The following is a 20,607-nucleotide window of genomic DNA, read 5'->3' on the forward strand; positions in this document are numbered from 1 at the left end:
GTAAAAAGAACACCCCTTTCGGAGTGTTCTCTTACTTAATTTTTATTGTATTTTATAAATTTGTAATACAAATTATCAACCAAATGGGTGAGTAACTGTTACATAATCGTCATCTAATCCTGTTTCTTCCCAACTTGGTCTATATTCACGGAACTCGCCATTATAGTCAAGTATTGCTCTTTCTCTAAATACTAATGACAATGTACCACGTGCTCCTCCATTTGCATTAGGAATTGCATTACCTTCTACATCACAAATTGGATATGGGAATGTTATTCTTCCTTCTCCTAAATGAATATTAGTATAATTTAATGTGAATGAAGATATGCCTTCTCCTACTGCTCTACCTTCCATATCTCTTGCTACAGATACTGTAACATCATTTCGTGTCATTTTATATTCTGCTTTTCTTGACCTGCCTTGTGTATCTAATACAATTTCTCCACTTTTTGGTGTAACATCTAAAGCATTTAACAATACTTCATAAGTCAATGGATTGATAGAACCATCTCTACCCATATAATATAATGCTTCATCTGAACTTACTGTAACACTACCACTATATAATTCATCTGGGTCACCTGTATTCCAAGGGTTAACATTATATCCTATTGTAAGTGATGGTGGTATTAAATCCAATGCACCAAATTCATCAGACCATTTTACTTCTGAGTCATAACCTAATGCAGTACTTGTGCCCAAATAGTTTCTTGCTACTGCATGGAATATATATTTTACGCCTGGACGTAATCCTTTTATTGGAATATCCACAGTTGTCAATCCTACTTCTGGGTCTACTTCTATAATTTGCTGTCCCCTTACAAGAGGTTGGTTACTAGGCTCTGTATAACCATTTTTAATTTGTTCTGCATTAATTTGACCGCCAGCATAACCATTTGCACTTGTTGCTGCTGGATATACTACATAATACAATGTAGATGTTTTATCTACTGTAAGCTGTATTGTAACAGCATCTGCTGCATTTTCATCATTTAATACAAGTATATTTGTAATGGTTGGTGGTACTAAATCTTTTGTTCTAAAACGGTTGATATACAATGGTGAAGGGTCAGCTGGTGTTCCTTTCAAAACACTGTACATAATATAGTCTGTAGCTGGTTCTAATCCTTCTATTTCCAAATTGTCCATAACAATATATGGATTTGGTATAGAATGTCTTCCCTTTATAACATTTGCACCGTTTATTGTGCCATAAAATACGTCTTGTGCTGTAATAGTAGCGTTTTCTACATTTGTACGAGGCATTATCATATAATACATTGTTGCTTCTTTGTCTGTCTGCAAACGTGGGCGGATAGTATAATCAGATACATATTGATATGTAGAAGGGTACTGGTCTGGTGCATCTGTTTGGAATTCATCTAACATAGGATAACCTTCTATAAATTTAGGTACTACAGTATCTGTAAATGGTATTGTCATATTAAATGGCTGAGGGTCTGTTACTTCTAATGCACCTGCTGCAATAGCATCATCAAAACCTTTTACAGGAGCACCTGCTGCTGGTTGTAATGTTGTTCTAGAACCTACAACACATTTTATACTCATACTTACATTTGCTGTCCAGCCTGCACTTTCTGGCTTACCATCAATGCTACGTATTTTGATAGCGTATTCTTTTGGCTCTAACTGATTAAATCTTTCAAATAAATAAGTTGGCTCATTGTGCATTACTCTATCCAAAATGTGATGGAGTGAAATACCATTCGTACCTGTATCACTATCGCTAGCATTGATTTGTGCGTCATAGTCCACTTCCTGACCTGTTGTCAAATCTACTCTTGTACCTGTTAACAGTCTAAAGTCTGCATCATTTGGCCCTTTTTCATATAAGTCAAATGTAATATTAGAACTAGAATATATCAACATATCATAAAGCAATTCATCATTTGTATCATTTGACTGTGGTGTTGCTGTAAATGTTACATCATAATCTTGTGGTGCAATAGTCTGTATCAATGACACCAAAGAAGGTACTGTTCTAAACTCTGGCAGCATTGTTTTATCTTCCATTTTGTTATTGCTTGTATCTACAATGCCATTAAGTTCAAATTGATACCTTGAACCGCTGCTCATAGGAATAGCACGAGATGGGAATGTTACAACTGTTTTTCCTTTTTCTAGTGCAACAGTTGCTCTCTTGAAATTAATTTCTACTGTTTTTGTTTCTACTGTTGTAATGTCATATAGTGTAATATGATTTGCTAAATTTTCTGGAGCAAGGTCAACAAATTCATTGTCTTCTATTACTTTTACTTCTTCACTAAATACAATTCTTACATCAGAAGAAACAGTTGGATATTCGTCCATCATTTCCGTAAATTCCTGTGTTGCTGTTGGTGGAATTTCGTCTAATGTTTTAATCAGTCTTTTTTCAATTTCAGACATATTTCCTTCATTATCTACTGCAACCATATAAAGGTCATAAGCAATTTCTTCTTGCAGTCTAGTTACATTTACTTTACCTTCTACTTCTGATTTTGCTGTAGCTGAACCCTTTGAAATACCTGTTACACCGTTTATAATAGCTAATTTTGCTTCATCAGAAGTAAGTGGTGGTATTATCATAGAGCCAACTGGTGGAGGTGGAAAATCTTCTCCTCTATCCATAACTAAATAGTATACTTTTGCATCTTCATCTACTTTATAAAGCATCTCTACAGAAGTTTTTGTTATTTTATTTGATTTTGGGTAATCTTCCATAAAATGAGGTGCTGTTTTATCAGATGTGGTAAATGTTAGTTTTTTCATTGATGTATCTTTTTGTTCCACATCGTCATGACCTACAATATACAAATCATATGTTGTTTTTTCTTCTAATCCAGAAATACCAAATTCAAATTCTATGTTCTTTTTACAATCTTTTATAGTTCCCTTTGCTAAATGTCCACTGAGGTTTCCACGCCTTACTTCATATGCTGTTGGGGCTAAACTACCTGTTGGAAACAATGCCCAATAAGTTGTTAAATCTTTGTTTGTAACAGCAGAAATCGTTGCGGTAGTATTTGTAGTTTCTTTTATTCTAGGAGAACCAGATAAATATTGTGGTGATGTATTATCTGTTGTTGTAAATGTTATTTTTTCTCTTGTACTAACGTCTTTTCTATCATCTACTAAAGCAGCAGTAAGTGTGTATTCCGCATCTTTTGTTAAACCGCTGACATTGATAGTATATTCTGTATCTGATTTTGCTGTTGTAATACTTCCAGATTTTATAATATCTTTTCGTCTTTCTGGTTTCAACAAATCATCATCTGAAATGGAAGCTGCGTCAGACTCTGTTACTGCCCAATAAACAGTACCTGGTTTATTTGTTTTTACAAGTATACTTACTTTTGTTGCTTCTATCAAATCCATTTTAGGGTATCTGCTCAATATTCTAGGAAATGAAGAAGCTTCTTCCGCATCTTTGCTTGTCATTGTTTTACCATTTATTTTTGCAGTTGCTCCTGGACGTAATATAATGCTGTCTGGTAGCATAGAAATTGTTACACCATCTGCATTGATATTTGCCTGACCCATATCACCATTACCTTTTATGTCTGTTTTTACATCAATAAAAGCCTCTGCAACATAAGCACGTTCATCTATTGTTGTAGTACTGCCTGCTGCTGTTTCATCAATAACAAGTGTATTGATTTCTCCAGAGTCCAAATAAAGATTATTTTCTTCTCCTTTTATCGACACAGTACCATAAGTACCTCTCAAATGCAAATCTGTATCTTTTGGACCATTTAATTCTACATTTTCAAAGCCGCCTTCTAAATTAGAAAGTTCTTCTAAATAGGAATTTGACTTTATTTTTGTATTTGTAATTTGTGTACTTCCATCTACTTTTACAGAAACAGGTTTATCTTCTGGAGCATTTATAATCATTTCTTTTATAGTAGAGTCTGTAAATGTAATACTGCTTCCACCTACATTACTCTCTCCACCACCACTAATAATAACTTGTCCTGTTACTGTTACATTTCTCAAATTAGTAAAACCAAGTTCTACTCCTTCTGTAATATATAAATCTCCATTAATAACAGTATCATGAAGTGTTACACCTGATTTTGATATTGTTATATTTCCATTAATATTACCATAAGTATAATCACCAGATTGATTGATAATTTTTCCTAAAGCATTGTATAATATTGTACCTGCTTCTGCTCTTGTAATATTATTTTTAGGGCGGAATGTTCCATCTTTGTAACCATTAATAACACCTTTATTTGCTGCTGCATTAATAGAGCCTCTACTCCATGTTGGAAAATTCATACCATCTACAAAATCTGTATTTACTCTGTCATCTTCTTCATATTTTAAATTTCTTGTTAAAAAAGCAACTGCCTGTTCTCTTGTTAAATTGTCTGAAGCTCCTGAAAGATTTTTTCCACTTCCTACAAAATATCCCTGTGTTGTTGCAATATCAATTTCATTGGCATACCATTCTGTGCCATTAATATCTTTAAATTTTGTTTTTCCTGTTGTTTCATGGTATCCCATACCTTTATTAAGCATAGTAACAAATTCTGCTCTTGTAATGTCATTGTCAGGGTTCATATTTCCATTGGTATCTCCTGACATAATACCATTATCATATAAACTTCTTAAATAAGGTTCAGACCATTTGCTGCCGTTCATATTAAAGCCTGCTGCATATGTTTGTTTTAACAACAAACCTTCAGAAATAAAAAGCTGACTTGTCAGCATAGAAATTGCAGCAGCAACGGCTATTATTTTTTTGGCTTTGCCCTGCATATTTTTCATCATTTATTTTTCTCCTCCATAATTCTTTTGTGGTGACGACGCATTTGTATTTTAAATATTGCTTTTCTTAGCATACGTTCTTCCACAATATCTAAATCTGTAAATTTACTGCCATACACATATTGATTTTGTTCTGGTTGAAATTCCTTTCTCATAATAGTAAGGTCAATCACAGTAGGTGGGGAAGTAATAGGAATTACCACTTCATAATTACCTTCTTTATCAAAATCTGCTTTTGAAACAAATCCTATACCGCCACAACTAATATCATTTGTAACAATAGGAACAGCAACTGGTATTTTTTGTTCCTCTGGTGGAAATAATTTTATCAGATTTGTATCTACACGAATTTTTATTTTAATTTCAGTTCTCATTTGAGCACTAATATTAACTACTTCAGTAAAAAAAACATTATCTCCTTTTATTTCAGTTATTTCACCTTGATAAATTTCCGCATAACTTTGCATTTTATGAAATTTTACTAATTTTAAGCCTTTTAAAACGTTTACATCATCTACTACTTTCAAAGTCATTTTATTTCTATATTGTTCTATCAAAATAGCCTCACACAAAACCATGTCACTGTTTTCGGAAAGAACAGCATATTTTTCTTGTGCCAATAAAAACACCTCCTAAAGAATTATTCTTCCTCTTCCTCATATTGTTGTGCAAAATTCAAAAAGAAAACATAAATATCTACTACTGCCTTGTAAAGCTCCTCTGGTATTTCTGAGCCTAATTCCAGTTGAGTTAATATTGTTGTTAAAGAGGTATCTTCATAAATAGGAACTTTATTTTCTCCTGCAATCTCTATAATTTTTTCTGCAACGTGTCCCATACCAGATGCTACAATAACAGGGGCAATATTTTTATCAACATCATAACGCAGTGCTACTGCTTTTTTGTTTAATTTGTCATTAAATCCTGACATTGACTGCATTCATCCTTTCATATAGCTTAGGAAATACCTCTGATATTGTTTTTGGTGTTTGCAAAACATCTGTATAAAATGATTGAAAACGTAAACCATTTCTTTCCATAATATTGCTAACACCATCTTGAATCATTTTTTTATGAGTAGACAACTTTTCAGGATAATATAACTGCATATCTACATTTTCCTGTTTTGAAAGTAATATCATTTCAAAATAGCCTACATCCTTAATGTCAAATTTAATAAATAATCTAATTTGTTTTTCTTTTTCTCCATTGCTGCCATCATTACCATTTGATTGGTCATCAGGGTCAATCCACATTTCTGAAAACATTAATCTGCCACCAATATCTGCTGGTATCATTAAGTGAAGTAAAGGCATATAAACACTTTCATTTAATAAAAGAGAATTTATAATATTTGCAAAAACAGTTTTTGCTTCATGAGTAGACTCTGTTCCATTCATTCCTGTTTCTAATATTTCAGTTAGTTTATCCATAAGTGTATATTGTTGTGTTGCTCTTTCAAATTCTGTATTTGCTAATATTTTTCCTAATTGTTCTGGTGAAATATCGCCTAATTTTTCTCTTACACTTCCAAAAGTCATCATCTGAGAAAATGCTTTTAAAAATGCGGATTTTTCTCCGTTTTCATAACGAGCAATATTAAGAGTAAGCATTGTCATCCAATCTCTTGCTTTTCCTAAATCATATGTTGCACTAACATATTTTGACAAATAAGGTATGATTTCATTTTTCAGCACTGCTGTATTTGCAGTAGTATCTCCTTGTTCACTTCCAGTATATAACTTAGTCATCAATTCTGCAAGAGTATCTCCATAACTTCTTGGAATAGACTGTCTAATGTTTTGCAAATTTTGCATAATTTGGTTCATTAAATGAGGACCTGCAGACATATCATTATATCGTTTTAAAAAGTCTAATATACTTGTTTTTAACTCAATAGAAGGCGTTTGGTCTAATATTTGCCTTAAAACATTAAAAAATGCCCCTTTAAATTTAACAGCAGAAGCAGCTTGATTTTTTAAAAAATAAACAAGCTCTCCTTGTGTCATTTTGAGCATTTCCATAAAATTTGCAATTTCCTCCGTAAAATTTTCACCCATACCAGAGCTGACTACAATACCCATACGAGAATAAATTAAATCTGTAATCATTTGTGTTAAGCCAGGTGTATCTCTTACCATCTGCATAAAAGTTTCATAATTAGACTCATAATTTAGTGCCTTTCTTTGTGTATCTGTTGATACACCTTCTCTGCCATCTGGTCTAACTACTTTAGATGGATTTACTATATTTTGTATGCTAGAATCATTTTCTCTTATAGGATTTGTTCTTGTAGAATTTTCACTTCCTGTAAGGGGTGTTGTCACTTTCAATAAATCTGCCACTTTTTTCACCTACACTTTAATAAGATTTATACTATTATTTTTTTAATTAATCTGCCGATATAGATACTAGATAATAAAAACGTATGAGGGGTGTAAGTATGGATAACGGCATGGAAAATATGCTAGATATGTACCTTTTTGAAACAAATTCACTTTTAGAGCAACTCGATGAAGTCCTTCTTGATGCCGAAAGTGCTAATACTTTTACAGATGATAGTGTAAACGAAATTTTTCGTATCATGCACACAATTAAAGGTTCTTCTGCTATGATGGAATTTTCTTCTTTAATGACGATTGCACATCGTATTGAAGATTTATTTTTTTTCATTCGTGAAAATACCATTGACAGTATTGACGAAGAACATAAAAAAGAACTTTTCAATCTCATGTTTTTTTCCACTGATATGTTGCGTGCTGAAGTGGAAAAATTAGAAAATAACGAGCCACTTACCAGTAATGTCGACAGTTTTGTTGAAAAAGTTAATAGCTTTTTGAACAAAATCAGTAATAAAACAGACGAAAATACAGCTTCTAAAGAAGAAGAAAATAATAACAAATCACAAAGTTCTTCTACCGAATTACCACAAGATGGTTCTGGTGCATTTTTAAAAGTTACATTTGATGAAGGTTGTGGTATGGAAAATCTGCGTGCCTTTATGTTGGTTACTTCTATAAAAGACATTTATGAAAATCTAACATTCTATCCATCTGATGTAGAAACAAATCCTGATACAGCAGCAACAATTGTTGAAAAAGGATTTCTTTTAGGCTTTGATACAAAACAAACATTAGAAACAGCATTAAATCTTGTACAAAGTTCAGGTAATGTTCAGTCTTATGAAATATTAATACCACCACAAGCTGAAAAAGAAGAAGATGTTTCTGTTTCAAAAGAAAATGAACCAGTCGTACAAAATCAAGTTGAAGCAGCTCCTGCACAAAAAGTACAAGCTCCTGCACAAAATGCACAATCTTCTACACAGAATACAACAAATGTAACACATATTGGTGCAAACAAACAAAGTTTAATTAGCGTAAATTTATCTAAATTGGATAAATTAATGATGTTAATGGGAGAACTTGTTATTACTGAGTCTATGGTAACATCTTCTCCAGAGCTGCAAGGACTAAAATTAGATAATTTTACAAAGTCAGCTCGTCAATTAAGAAAGCTAACAGACGACTTACAAGATACTGTTATGTCTATTCGTATGATACCTGTAGCAGGTGCATTTCAAAAAATGAACCGAATTGTTAGAGATATGAGCAAAAGTTTAAATAAGAATGTTCGCTTAACAATTATTGGAGAAGACACAGAAGTAGATAAAACAATTGTAGATAGCATTGGTGACCCTATTATGCATATGGTTAGAAATTCAATGGACCATGGTATAGAAGAAACAGTAGAAGAAAGAATTAAAGCAGGTAAAAGTCCTCAAGGAGAAATTATACTCTCAGCAGAACATACAGGAAGCGAAGTTATTATTACGATACAAGATGATGGTAAAGGAGCAGACCCTGTTAAAATATTAGAAAAAGCAAGAAGAAATGGCATTTTAACAAAACCAGAAAGCGAATATTCTCAAAAAGAAATACTTGCTCTTTTAATGGCTCCTGGTTTTTCCACAAACGAACAAGTAACAGAATATTCTGGTCGTGGCGTTGGTATGGACGTTGTAAAGAAAAATATTGAAAAAATCGCTGGTACTGTTACAATAACAAGTGAGTTAGGAAAAGGAATGTGTACTACAATGAAAATTCCTTTAACAATGGCTATTGTAGATGGTATGGAAGTTTCTGTTGGAAAATCAATATTTACAATTCCTATTTCTGACATAAAGCAATCCTTCAAAATTACTCCTGAAGAAATTATTTATGATGCACAAGGACAAGAAATTGTAAAAAGAATGGATAATTTTTATCCTATTATTAGAGTACATCGTTTATATAATATTGATACAGAAATTACCAATTTGGAAGATGGTATACTCGTTTGGGTAGGTGAAGGAGATAAATCTTACTGCTTGTTTGTAGATGAACTTATGGGCGAACAGCAAGTTGTTGTAAAACCATTACCATCTTATTTAAGCACATATAATATTAAAAAATCTGGTATAGCTGGTTGTACTATATTAGGTGATGGTAATATTAGTATAATATTAGATATTGCAACTCTTCATCACAATACTACCGACTATGCTTACTAAGTTATTCTCAACATAGAAAATAATATTGGAGGAACTTAATTTATGACTGAAGAATTCAATGAAATGGACATGGAAAGAAGCCAAGCCCTAAATGTAGAAATAAAAGAAGAACCTAAAAAATTTCTTACGTTTTTATCAGATGGTTTAACATTTGCCATTGATGCTACAAACGTTGGTGAAATTATTACAAATTATCCTATTACTATAGTTCCAAATGTTCCTTCTTTTATTAAAGGAATTATTAATTTAAGAGGGCAGATTATACCAATTATAGATATTAGAGAAAGAATGCACAAAATGCCTCTAGAAGAAACAGATACTTCTTGTATTATTGTATTAGATATTAATTCTACTTCTATTGGTATATTTGTAGATGCTGTATCTCATGTAGTAGATATTTATGAAAGTAATATTTCTTCTATGCCTCCAAATAGTTCTCAAGAATTAGTAAAAGGCATGATGTCACTTTCAAAAGAACAGGTAATATTATTTCTTGATTGCGAACTATTGCTTCAATAGTTCATATAGTGGTATAATATATTAAAATAAAAAATAATGTTTATATTTTTAATATCTTTATAGAAATATAAAATATATCATTTTTACTAAATTTTAACACATTTTCAACTGCACAAAAATTCTTTATACTACAAATAGAGAAAGTGTGCAGTTGATAAATGGCATTTCATTACTGAGTAAAAACGAAACGCAGGAAATAAAAATATTACGAAAGGAGAAAGCTACTTCAAGATAACTTACAAAATAAATATTCTAACAAGTTATTATAATTTATTAAAAGCTATAATTGTATCATATAACACAGTTATATGATAGTTATCTTGATATGGGTATATTTGTCCATATTCTGAGTAGTAATTTATTATGCTTACAATTACAGACCAAGATTTTTTACGTCTTGTTGATTATGTGCAAAAAAATTTTGGCATTGATTTATCCAAAAAAAAGCAGCTTATTACTAGTCGTCTTTCTAATTCTATTATTACAGCTGGATTTGCCGATTTTTCTGCTTATGTAAATCATATTATACAAACTTCTGATAAAAATAGTATTGAATTAATGCTAAATAAATTAACAACAAATTATACTTATTTTTTGCGAGAAGCTAATCACTTTGACTTTTTAAAAAATACAATATTACCTCGTTTAGTAAAGCAGAAAAAAAATAAAGTGCTCAGCATTTGGAGTGCTGGCTGTTCTTCTGGAGAAGAACCATATACTATCTCTATGATATTAAAAGATTATCTTGGTGTACAAGCTGCTGGTTGGGATACTCGTGTTTTAGCAACAGATATTTCTCAAAAAGTATTAGGACAGGCTCAAACTGCAATATATGAAGCAGAGTCTTTAGAAAAAATACCTGATAGATGGAGAACAGAGTATTTTAAAAAACTTGCTGATGGACGTTATGCAGTAGCTCCGCATATTAAATCTAATGTAATATTTAGGACATTTAATCTTATGAGTCCAATACAATTTAAAATTAAATTTGATGTTATTTTCTGCCGAAATGTTATGATTTACTTTGACCAACCCACAAAAGATGCTTTAGTAAATCGTTTTTACAATGCAACAAATTCAGGTGGATATTTGTTAATTGGTCATTCTGAATCATTAAATAAAGAGCGTTTAGCATATAAATATATTATGCCTGCTACATACCAGAAACTATAATATCAAAAAATCAATATAATAAACAATCAATTATTTTATTACCAACCCGAAAGGATACGGTGTTTCTTTTATGGAAAAAAAAATTAGAGTTCTTGTTGTTGATGATTCTATGCTTTTTCGCAAAGTATTAATCGACAGTCTATCAAAACATAATGACATTGAAGTTGTAGGATACGCAGTAGATGCTTTTGATGCAAAAGCGAAAATACCTGTATTGCGTCCAGATGTTGTAACATTAGACGTAGAAATGCCACGTTTAAATGGTATTGCTTTCTTAAAACAGTTAATTCCACAACATCCTGTTCCAGTTGTTGTTGTTTCTTCTTTAAATATCAATGTATTTGAAGCACTTTCAGCTGGAGCTGTTGATTTTGTAAGAAAGCCAGATATGACAAAGCAAAATACAGTAGATGCCTTTTTAAAGGACTTAGCAGGAAAAGTTAGAATTGCTTCTAAAGCAATTGTGCATCAGCCAAAACCAAGAGAAGTTGTAAGACCAGCTGCACCTTCTCCATTAAATTCTGCAAAATTAAAATCTATGGTAATTGCTATTGGTGCATCTACTGGTGGAACAGAAGCCACATTAACCGTTTTGAAAGATTTGCCACCAGATACTCCAGGTATTGTTGTAGTGCAGCATATGCCTGAAGGTTTTACTAAAATGTATGCTGAAAGATTAGACCGTTTGTGTGCCATGAGAGTAAAAGAAGCAAAATCTGGTGATGCTATTGTTAGAGGACAAGTATTAATTGCTCCTGGTGGAGAATTACAAACAAAAGTAGTTCGTCAAGGTAGTGGTTTTGCTGTTACTTGTTTGCCAGGTGATAAAGTCAGTGGTCATAGACCTTCTGTAGATGTATTATTCACATCTGTCGCAGAAACAGTAGGAAAAAATTCTGTAGGCATTATTATGACAGGTATGGGGCGTGATGGTGCTGACGGCTTGCTAAAAATGAAAAAAAGTGGAGCTTTTACTATTGGACAAGACAAAGAGTCTTGTATTGTATATGGTATGCCTATGGTAGCTCAAAATATAGGTGCTGTTGAAGTACAGGCGTCTTGTGATAATATCGCTGGTGTTTTACGCAGACATTTAGTAAAAATACAATAAATATTTTTCAGCCTAATATTTCTATCATTTAAAAATAGCCGTTCTTTCAAAAAGAACGGCTTTGTTCCATATTAATGCCTTGAAAGGAGGCTTTTTTTTGAGAAGCAAAAAAATAGAAACTGTGTCTGAACCAATAAAAAAACCCCCTGTTACCCTTACGCAATCTAATGCCATATTTGCACTAGATATTGGTACACGTAGCGTTGTTGGTATTGTAGGTGTACATGATGGTAATATTTTTCATGTATTAGATTATGAACAAGCATTTCATCAAGAACGTGCTATGCGTGATGGGCAAATTGAAAATATTACACTTGTGGCTAGTGTTGTTACAAAAGTAAAATCTGCTTTAGAAAAACGAAATAAACTAAAACTAACAAAAGTTTGTATTGCAGCAGCAGGACGTGCTTTAATTACAAAAAAAGTAACTTATACACAAGAATTAAATCCTACAGAAGAAATTACTGAAAAATTACTTAATGCTATGGAATATTCTGCATTAGGTATTGCACAATCAGAATTTGACCAAGATTTAGAAGAACATACAGAAAATAAAACAACATTTTATTGTGTAGGTTATAGCATTACAAAATATCAGTTAGATAACTATCAAAGCAGTACTATTATAGGACATAAAGGAAAAGAAGTTACTATTGATTTAATTGCAGCTTTTTTGCCTCAAAATGTTGTTCAAAATCTTTATGCTGTTATGGCAGCAAATCAACTTACTGTTGAAAATTTAACATTAGAACCTATTGCTGCTATCAATGTAGTAGTGCCTGAAGATATTCGTTTATTAAACATTGCATTAGTAGATATTGGTGCTGGTACAAGCGATATTGCTATATCAAAAGATGGTAGTATTATTGCCTATGATATGGTAACAACAGCAGGAGATGAAATTACAGAAGCTATTATGCAAAAATGTCTTTGTAATTTTGAAAACGCAGAAAAAATTAAAATTGCTTTGGACACAGATAACTCTCAAATCACTTACACAGACATTTTAGGAAATATTCATAAAGAAGTAAAATCAAAATTATTAAAAAATTTAAAATCAGCTATTAAAGTATTGAGCGAAGAAATTGCAAATGGTATATTAAAAGCAAATGGTGCTGCTCCTACAGCTGTATTTTTAGCTGGAGGAGGCTGTCAAATTCCTGGATTTTGTCAAGCCATTGCTACAGAATTAAAAATTCCATTTGAAAATGTTGCAATATCTGGAAATCAGTCCTTTAAAAACGTCGCTGTATATGATAAAAAATTGCAAAATCCTGAGTTTATTACTCCTCTTGGTATTGGTGCAATGTCCTCTATTTATAAGGGTTGTGATTTTTTTTCCATTACTATTAATGGAAAAAAACAAATGCTTTTAAATTATAGAGAGTCAAAAGTAGCAGACGCTCTTTTACTTTCTTCTATCAAACCACAAAATTTAATTGGTTTTCCTGCTCGTTCTATCAATTATTATATTGATGGTAAAAGATATAATAAAAAAGGTGAAAACGCTGTTCCTGGAGAATTATATGTAAATGGCGAATTGGCTTCTATAGACACAAAAATAAAGCAAGGAGATGTTATTGTAGCAAAAGAAGCAATTCCTGGTAAACAACCTGTTATTTCTATTAAAGACTTAAAACAAGAAGAAAAATTTCGTTTTTCTGTTATTGTTGATGAAGTTTTAGCAGAAGTACCTGTAATATTTTATAAAGACGGTGAACAATTACAAGATGACTATATTATAAAACCTATGGACAGGCTCACTACAGAAGCTGTTATTACACTTACAGATTTACTAGATAATATGGAAACATCATTTCAACCAGAAGAAATGGTCATGTTAATCAATAATTCTGTAGCCAGTCCAGATGCTTTAATTGCTGCAGGTGACCAAATTTCTTTTATATCAAAACAACAATCTGAAAAATTACTGATAGAAGAAGAAAATAAGCAAACAAAACAAAATTTAGAAGAAGTAGATGACAATATACAACAGCAATCTGTTATCTTACAACAGACACAGGAAATTCATCAAACAGAAGTGCCACAAATAGAACAATATACAATACCAAATAAAACAGTATCCATATCAGAAAAGGAAGATTTTACTATAGCAGAACAGACTGAAATACTGCCAGAGATATCTAAAGAAGAAATGTCGCAACAAATTCCACCAATGTCAGAAGATGCTGACCATATTATCGTTTCTATCAATGGCGTATGGAAAACAATTCCTTTAGAAGATAGAAAGAAGCTACTTTTTTATGATATGCTTAATTATGTAGACATTGATTTAGAAAAACCACAAGGAAACATTATAATAAAATTAAATGGAGAAGATACTTCTTATACCGCAAGCATTTCTCAAGGTGACAGTATTGAAGTAGCATGGGACAAGCATAATTAAGTAATAAAAAATAATTTATTCAGCTAAAAATAATTTTAAGCTATATTTTATTTGTATTGTAAAATATAGCTTTTTGTTTTGGTAAAAAGTAAAATCTTGCTAGGTATTATGATTTACGTTCTTTTGCCGATATATGTAATAAGTAAAATTTTTTTAGAAATACTATATTATGATTATATATAACATCATACTACTGCATAAAAGTGAATTGAGGTGATTGCATGAAAATAGCATCTAATAGTCTTTATACTTCTTTTAATATACAAAAAGAAACAGCAAGGTTACACAATTCTGAAAAAAATCAAAGAAGGATTGATAAAAATTTTGATAAAATTTTAATCAATACTACACCTTCTTCTAATTCTGATGATAAATTTGTTAACGATACTACAACAAAGCTTTCTTTAGAGGTAAGAAAATCGGCATCTTCTGAAAAGCTAAAAGAACTTCAGCAAAAAGTGGCAGATGGAACATATCAAATTGATTTAGACGCTATTGTAAAAAAGATATTGTTACAATAAAAATAAACTGATTTCTTATTTTTTTGATAATATAACTATTGATTTCATTCGAAAAATCCTTTATTTTAGGAAGGAGTCATTATGCAAAAAACATTAGATGATTTTATAGACTTGCTAGAAAAACTCATTTTGCTTTTTGATGATTTAGCTGATGTAGAACAAACAAAATTAGAAGCTGTTACAGATAAAGATATTGATACATTAAGCGATTGTATGAAAGAAGAGCAAGTTTTTCTTTTGCAATTTCGTGGATTAGATAAAAAAAGAGAAACAATACAAAAAGATTTAGGTTTCGAAAATATGAAATTTTCAGAAATTGTTTCTCATATAAAAGATAAACAATACAAACAAGAATTTGAGGAATTATACAATACATTAAAACAAACAATGGATTATTATCAACAAATTCATAATAATGCTAAAAGTATTATAGAAATCAACTTAATAGGAATTGATAGAGCTTTAGAAGTATTAAATCATCAACCTCCTTCTGCTTCTCAGAGTGGTACTACTTATTCTTCTAATGGCCAAATTCATAATAATAATAAAACAAACTTTACAAATAAGATTATATAATATTTATAAAATGGAGGTAATGTGAATGATAAGGTCATCTTTTGCTGGTTTCACAACAGCACAACTTGGTATGTCTGCAAGTAATGCTGCATTGAATGTAATCGGTCAAAATATTTCAAATATTAATGTCACAGGATATACAAGACAACGTGTGGATTTAGACAGTTTTAATGTTACAACAGGCCCTAGACAATGGGGAAGTGTAAATGAAACGTTTATAGGAAATGGTGTTGTAACAAACCGCATTGAACAAGTACGTGACCCTTATTTAGATTTGCGTTTTCGTACAGAAATGTCAAGTGTTGGTTATTATGATAAAATGCTTGTTAGCTTGGAAGATTTGCAGAGCGTTTTGGACGAAGTTGACAGAGAAGGTAGTATTCACAATCAATTAGAAGCTATATTTAAAGCATTAAATGAATTTAACCCACAAGCTGCTAACAATGAGTTCCAAAATATGGCAAAAACAGAAATGCAGTTATTAACACAATATTTTAATAATTATTCTAATAGAATACAACAAGCAAAAGACGATAATATAAAAGAATTTAGAGAGCAAACTATACCTGAACTAAATCAGCTTTTAAAAGATATTACTAATTTAAACAGAAGCATTAAAGATAACGAAATTTTGGGTAATCCTGCACTGGAATTGCGTGATGAAAGAAATTTACTTTTAGACGAACTTTCTCAGTACGTAAAAATAGAAGTTACATATGAAAATAAATATCTTGGTCTTTCTGATAGAACAGCAGAAGAATGTACTGTTAAAATATTAGGTATAGATGAAAATGGTAATAATTATAAATACACTATTATAGATGATGATAAAGCATCACAATTTCAAATAAATGAAGATTGTTCTAATTTGACTATAACAGATGTAAATGGCAATCCTGTTGCTGATATAGGTAGTGCATTAAAGCCAACTGGTGGTGTAGAGGGTACTTTTACACCTGCTGACGCAACTGCTATGAGTGAATTTCTTGAAAAAATACAAGAATTAAGCAATGCTGTAAAAGACAAAATGACAAAGATAGACGAACAAAACAAATTAATCAGCAGTTTGAGTTCTCAAAAGAACAATTTAGTAAAACAAGGAAATAAGCTTCATGAAGATTTAATTAGTGCATTAAATTCTGTAAAAAGTATAAACAATGTCATCAATAACTTACAAGAACAATTAGATAAAATGGATGCTGATGGCGTTGATAAAACTTCTGATAAATATAAAGAAGTGGAAGCAAGTTTAGCTAGCAGACAAGAATTATTGAAAAAATATAATAATAAACTTTTTGGTCAAGATACTGTGCCTGCTGGTTATCCTGATGATGTTACTGCATTAAATCAATTAGACCCAGATGGTAGCGGTATTTACAATAAATTAATAAAAATTTATGGTACTATTACAGATGCAAAATCACAGCCACCAAAATATACAACTGATCCGAATGGACAATTAGCTGGAGGAGCATTAATTGATAAAAAGAACGAGTTAGCTACTGCAAAAGATGATTTGGAAAAAATGAGGGCAGACTATTCACTCACCATAAAAGAGTTAAAGGCTAACATATATGGAGGAAAAAGTCCTGAAGTTAATCTTGACGGTCTTGACCCTGCAGATAAAACTCGATTAGAAGCTATAGATGGTTTAGCAAAATATGCTAATATTACAGTAGATTGGGAGTCCTATCCAGTAGAAGGAACAGATTTCTTTGTTTCATTACCTACTATCACATTAACAGGTACTTCCGCTAGAGATGGTAATGGTATTCCTTTATTTGATGCAGATACAGGAAAAATTGGTAATATTGCTTCTGATGGTGTAGATATTACTATTACAGATACTAGAGGTGTAGAATATACAGAAAAGGCTGCTAATGTCGATGGTGACCCTTATGAATTAGATAACAATGGTAATCGTGTACTAGATGAATATGGAAATCCTATATTAGACATGGGTGACCAAAGAAATATGTATAAACATTTACAGGAAGACTCTGGTAGCATTAAAGCATCTCTGGATATGTTTAACCGTGCTGGTGAATTTAATGAAACGAGCGACCGTGGCTATGATTATTACTTAAATATGTTAGACACCTTTGCAAGACAAATAGCAAAAGTATTTAATGAGGCAAATACTATGGATAAAGATGGTAATCCATTGGTAGATGAAAATGGTAAACCTCTTGACTATGCTAATGCCCTTTTTGGTGCAGATGGTAAAGCACCAATCAAAAATTTAACAAATACAGATGGTCAATATTTTGATTATAATGGGGCTGTTACAACTACACCGCTTCCTGATGTTTTTAAAACAGACGCGAATGGCTATTTATTAGATGCGAATGGTGAAATACAAAAAGATGGTAATGGTAAACCTCTTTCTATAAAAAACCCTGCTAATTTAAATAATGCTTTATTAGACACTACAGCATTAGCATCTTATGGCTTTGTACAAAGCAAAACAACCTATGATATAAAAGATGCAGCAGGAAATGTAATTGATACAGTTAATGCTGGTGATTGGGTAGATAAGGATGGTAATAAGCTATTTAATGCTAATTCAGATGATATAAATAACGCAGCTAACAAAACACAGATATTAAATGGTATAGCAACTGGTACTTATGAAACATTAGCAGGCAAAGTACCAAAAATTGATTATGACCAAATTACTGCTGCTAATTTCACTATTACACAGGATTGGGTTGACTCCAAAACAAATTTTGTACAGACACATGACCCATCTCAAACAGCAGGTTATAACGACAATATTAACCATTTAATTGCTCAATTTAGTGAGAAATTAAATTATACATTTACATTACCAGATGGTACACAACAAAAAGTATTTAATGGTACTTTTTTAGAATTTTATGACAATATTGGTAATCAGCTTGGTTTGGATATTAAATCCTCTACTATATTGGAAAATAATTATATTACCATTGCAAACGACATTGCTAACAACAGAGATGCTATTTCTGGTGTTTCTTTGGACGAAGAAGGTATTGACATATTAAGATATCAAAAAGCGTATACTGCTTCTGCAAGACTAATGACAGCATTAGATGAACAATTAGATAAAGTTATAAACAATATGGGTATTGTAGGTAGATAAAATAATATAGGAGGTAATCAGTATGGGAGCTGGAATGCGTATTACAACAAACGCAATGATTAGAAAATATTCTACAAATTTAAATAAAGCGTTAGGCGATTTAGATGCCAAAAGAAATACTGTATCAACAAACAGAAATTTTAATAAAATTGCAGAAGACCCTGGTGCTGCAATGAAGTCTTTTAAATTAAGAAGTAATTTCGCTAGAACAGATGTACAAATCGAAAATGTAAAAGACTCTCTTGCAAAATTCGATGAAGTAACATCAAATGTTTTAAATTGTTCTAAAATGGCAAGACAATTTATTGATATTGATTTAAAAGGTATAAGCGGTCCAACATCTTCTTATGAAACACGTCAAGCATTTAAACAAGAAGTTGATGAATTAATAGACAGTTTTTTGCAGCAAATGAATGGTAAATATAACGAGAACTTTATATTTGGCGGAGCAAGTACAAAAGAATTACCTTTTGAAAAAAAAGGAAATGAAATTTATTATAGAGGCGAGCCTGTTAATACTATACCAGATACACACAAATATTTTAGTGAACATAGTTATCGTGATATTGGTTTTGGTATGAAAGAAAAAGATGGCGAAATTGTTTCTACTAGTGCATTTGATACTGCTGTAAATGGTTTAGATATATTTGGCTATGGTACAGATGCCGATGGTTTGCCAAATAACATTGTTTGTCTTGCTCAGGAACTTTCAAATCTTTTAGGTAAAGAGGAAATTACAGGTTCTGATGCAGAAAAATATGATAAAATTATAGACAAATTTCCTGATGTTTTGCATGATATGATTGACAATGGTCTTGCTGCATTGGGCACAAAACAGGCCTTTTTAGAAAAAACAGAAGACCAATTGACTCAAACATCTCAAATATTAAATGAGCAAATAAGCAATTTGGACTTCTGTGACCCAGCAGAAGCTATTACAAATTTAATGTGGTCACAATATACTTATAATGCTACCTTAAAAGTAGGAAATACATTACTTTCTAATTCTTTTATTGATTTTATGAGCTAATAAAATCAAATACGATCAAAAAGTTCTTCTTAAAGTGGAGAACTTTTTGGTGTTTCTATCAATAGAAAAGCCATCATTCTTTTTAAATGGTTTTTTAGCAGAAAGTAATTTCTGCACATATATTATACTGTAAAACATAAAAGTTTTACTAAAAATGTTCATTCTATTTCTGGCAAAATGCTAATATCATAAAAGGGGGATTGTACATGGAGCAATTATTAAAAATTACAACTGTTCCAATTTCTATTGAATTTAAAGTAAATGACGCCAGACTTGAGCAAAGAAGCGGTACAGCTGATTTAGAAATCAGTCGCAATGAAGGAAACTTTACTATCAGAAGCAAACCAATTCGTTTAAATATGGATACTTTTGAGGCAAGGGACTCCATTCGTCCATCTTCTGCCAGTTCTCTGGTAAAAAGTTTTTCTGAAAAAGGTAAAAGTGCCGCTTATGAAGCAACTGCAACATATGCTCAAGAAGGACAGATATTACTTAGTGCAACATTAGGCGATGACGCACTAGACCAAATTATAAAACAAAGAAACACTGTTAATACAGATTATGGCTTAGATTTTATACCAAAAGCACAGCCTAATATCAATTGGTCAAAGCCTAATATGACAATACAATATGAAATGGACAAATTAAATTTCGATTGGAAAATAAACAAAACTGGTTTTGAATTTGTACCAGGAAGCATTGAATTTTCTATTACACAACAACCAGACGTAAAAATTGAATATGTAGGTGACCCAATTTATGTACCACCTAGTGCTAATCCAAATTATACGCCTGCTGTTGACATTAAAGCATGA

The 20,607-nt window shown here is 31.5% G+C and carries 14 protein-coding genes; 10 read left to right on the forward strand and 4 right to left on the reverse strand.

The features are described 5' to 3' along the window. Positions 1-75: 75 nt before the first annotated feature. From C820_RS02585 to C820_RS02600, 4 genes are read right to left on the reverse strand one after another with little or no spacing between them, the layout of a single operon-like run. Complete coding sequence (locus tag C820_RS02585; protein ID WP_004035587.1) at positions 76-4,782, reverse strand: S-layer homology domain-containing protein; 4,707 nt, start codon at positions 4,780-4,782, stop codon at positions 76-78. Continuing rightward, entirely contained in the window at positions 4,779-5,399 is a 621-nt protein-coding gene (locus C820_RS02590) for a PilZ domain-containing protein (protein ID WP_004035586.1), read from the reverse strand. Before C820_RS02590 ends, C820_RS02585 begins: the two co-directional genes overlap by 4 nt. 20 nt (positions 5,400-5,419) lie before the next feature. Continuing rightward, positions 5,420-5,710, reverse strand: coding sequence for an EscU/YscU/HrcU family type III secretion system export apparatus switch protein (locus C820_RS02595; RefSeq protein WP_004035585.1), 291 nt, complete (start codon positions 5,708-5,710; stop codon positions 5,420-5,422). After that, positions 5,697-7,124, reverse strand: a complete 1,428-nt coding sequence (locus C820_RS02600; RefSeq protein ID WP_004035584.1) for a hypothetical protein — start codon at positions 7,122-7,124, stop codon at positions 5,697-5,699. The genes C820_RS02595 and C820_RS02600 overlap by 14 nt, the downstream gene beginning before the upstream one ends. Positions 7,125-7,222: 98 nt before the next feature. Between C820_RS02600 and C820_RS02605 the strand changes: the two genes are divergently transcribed. The 10 genes from C820_RS02605 to C820_RS02650 all read left to right on the forward strand — a co-directional run bounded on the left by C820_RS02605 (position 7,223) and on the right by C820_RS02650 (position 20,607). Continuing rightward, a complete protein-coding gene (locus tag C820_RS02605) occupies positions 7,223-9,331 on the forward strand; it encodes a chemotaxis protein CheA (RefSeq protein ID WP_004035582.1) in 2,109 nt (702 codons plus the stop codon). 42 nt (positions 9,332-9,373) lie between these two features. Continuing rightward, complete coding sequence (locus tag C820_RS02610) at positions 9,374-9,850, forward strand: chemotaxis protein CheW (RefSeq protein ID WP_004035580.1); 477 nt, start codon at positions 9,374-9,376, stop codon at positions 9,848-9,850. Between the two features lie 363 nt (positions 9,851-10,213). Continuing rightward, positions 10,214-11,023, forward strand: a complete 810-nt coding sequence (locus tag C820_RS02615) for a CheR family methyltransferase (RefSeq protein WP_004035578.1) — start codon at positions 10,214-10,216, stop codon at positions 11,021-11,023. Between the two features lie 70 nt (positions 11,024-11,093). Next, positions 11,094-12,134, forward strand: coding sequence for a protein-glutamate methylesterase/protein-glutamine glutaminase (locus tag C820_RS02620; RefSeq protein WP_004035576.1), 1,041 nt, complete (start codon positions 11,094-11,096; stop codon positions 12,132-12,134). Between the two features lie 97 nt (positions 12,135-12,231). Beyond that, positions 12,232-14,541 (forward strand): cell division protein FtsA, encoded by a 2,310-nt coding sequence (locus C820_RS02625; RefSeq protein WP_004035574.1) that lies wholly within the window; start codon positions 12,232-12,234, stop codon positions 14,539-14,541. A gap of 221 nt (positions 14,542-14,762) precedes the next feature. Then, entirely contained in the window at positions 14,763-15,062 is a 300-nt protein-coding gene (locus C820_RS02630) for a flagellar biosynthesis anti-sigma factor FlgM (protein WP_004035572.1), read from the forward strand. Positions 15,063-15,143: 81 nt separating this feature from the next. Next, positions 15,144-15,638, forward strand: a complete 495-nt coding sequence (locus C820_RS02635) for a flagellar protein FlgN (protein WP_004035571.1) — start codon at positions 15,144-15,146, stop codon at positions 15,636-15,638. 25 nt (positions 15,639-15,663) lie between these two features. Continuing rightward, positions 15,664-18,762, forward strand: coding sequence for a FlgK family flagellar hook-associated protein (locus C820_RS02640; protein ID WP_004035570.1), 3,099 nt, complete (start codon positions 15,664-15,666; stop codon positions 18,760-18,762). 22 nt (positions 18,763-18,784) lie between these two features. Next, complete coding sequence (locus C820_RS02645; RefSeq protein ID WP_004035569.1) at positions 18,785-19,792, forward strand: flagellin; 1,008 nt, start codon at positions 18,785-18,787, stop codon at positions 19,790-19,792. Positions 19,793-19,998: 206 nt separating this feature from the next. Then, positions 19,999-20,607 (forward strand): DUF6470 family protein, encoded by a 609-nt coding sequence (locus tag C820_RS02650; RefSeq protein WP_004035567.1) that lies wholly within the window; start codon positions 19,999-20,001, stop codon positions 20,605-20,607.

This window comes from Clostridium sp. MD294 (assembly GCF_000364165.2).
GTDB lineage: Bacteria > Bacillota > Clostridia > Lachnospirales > Anaerotignaceae > Coprocola.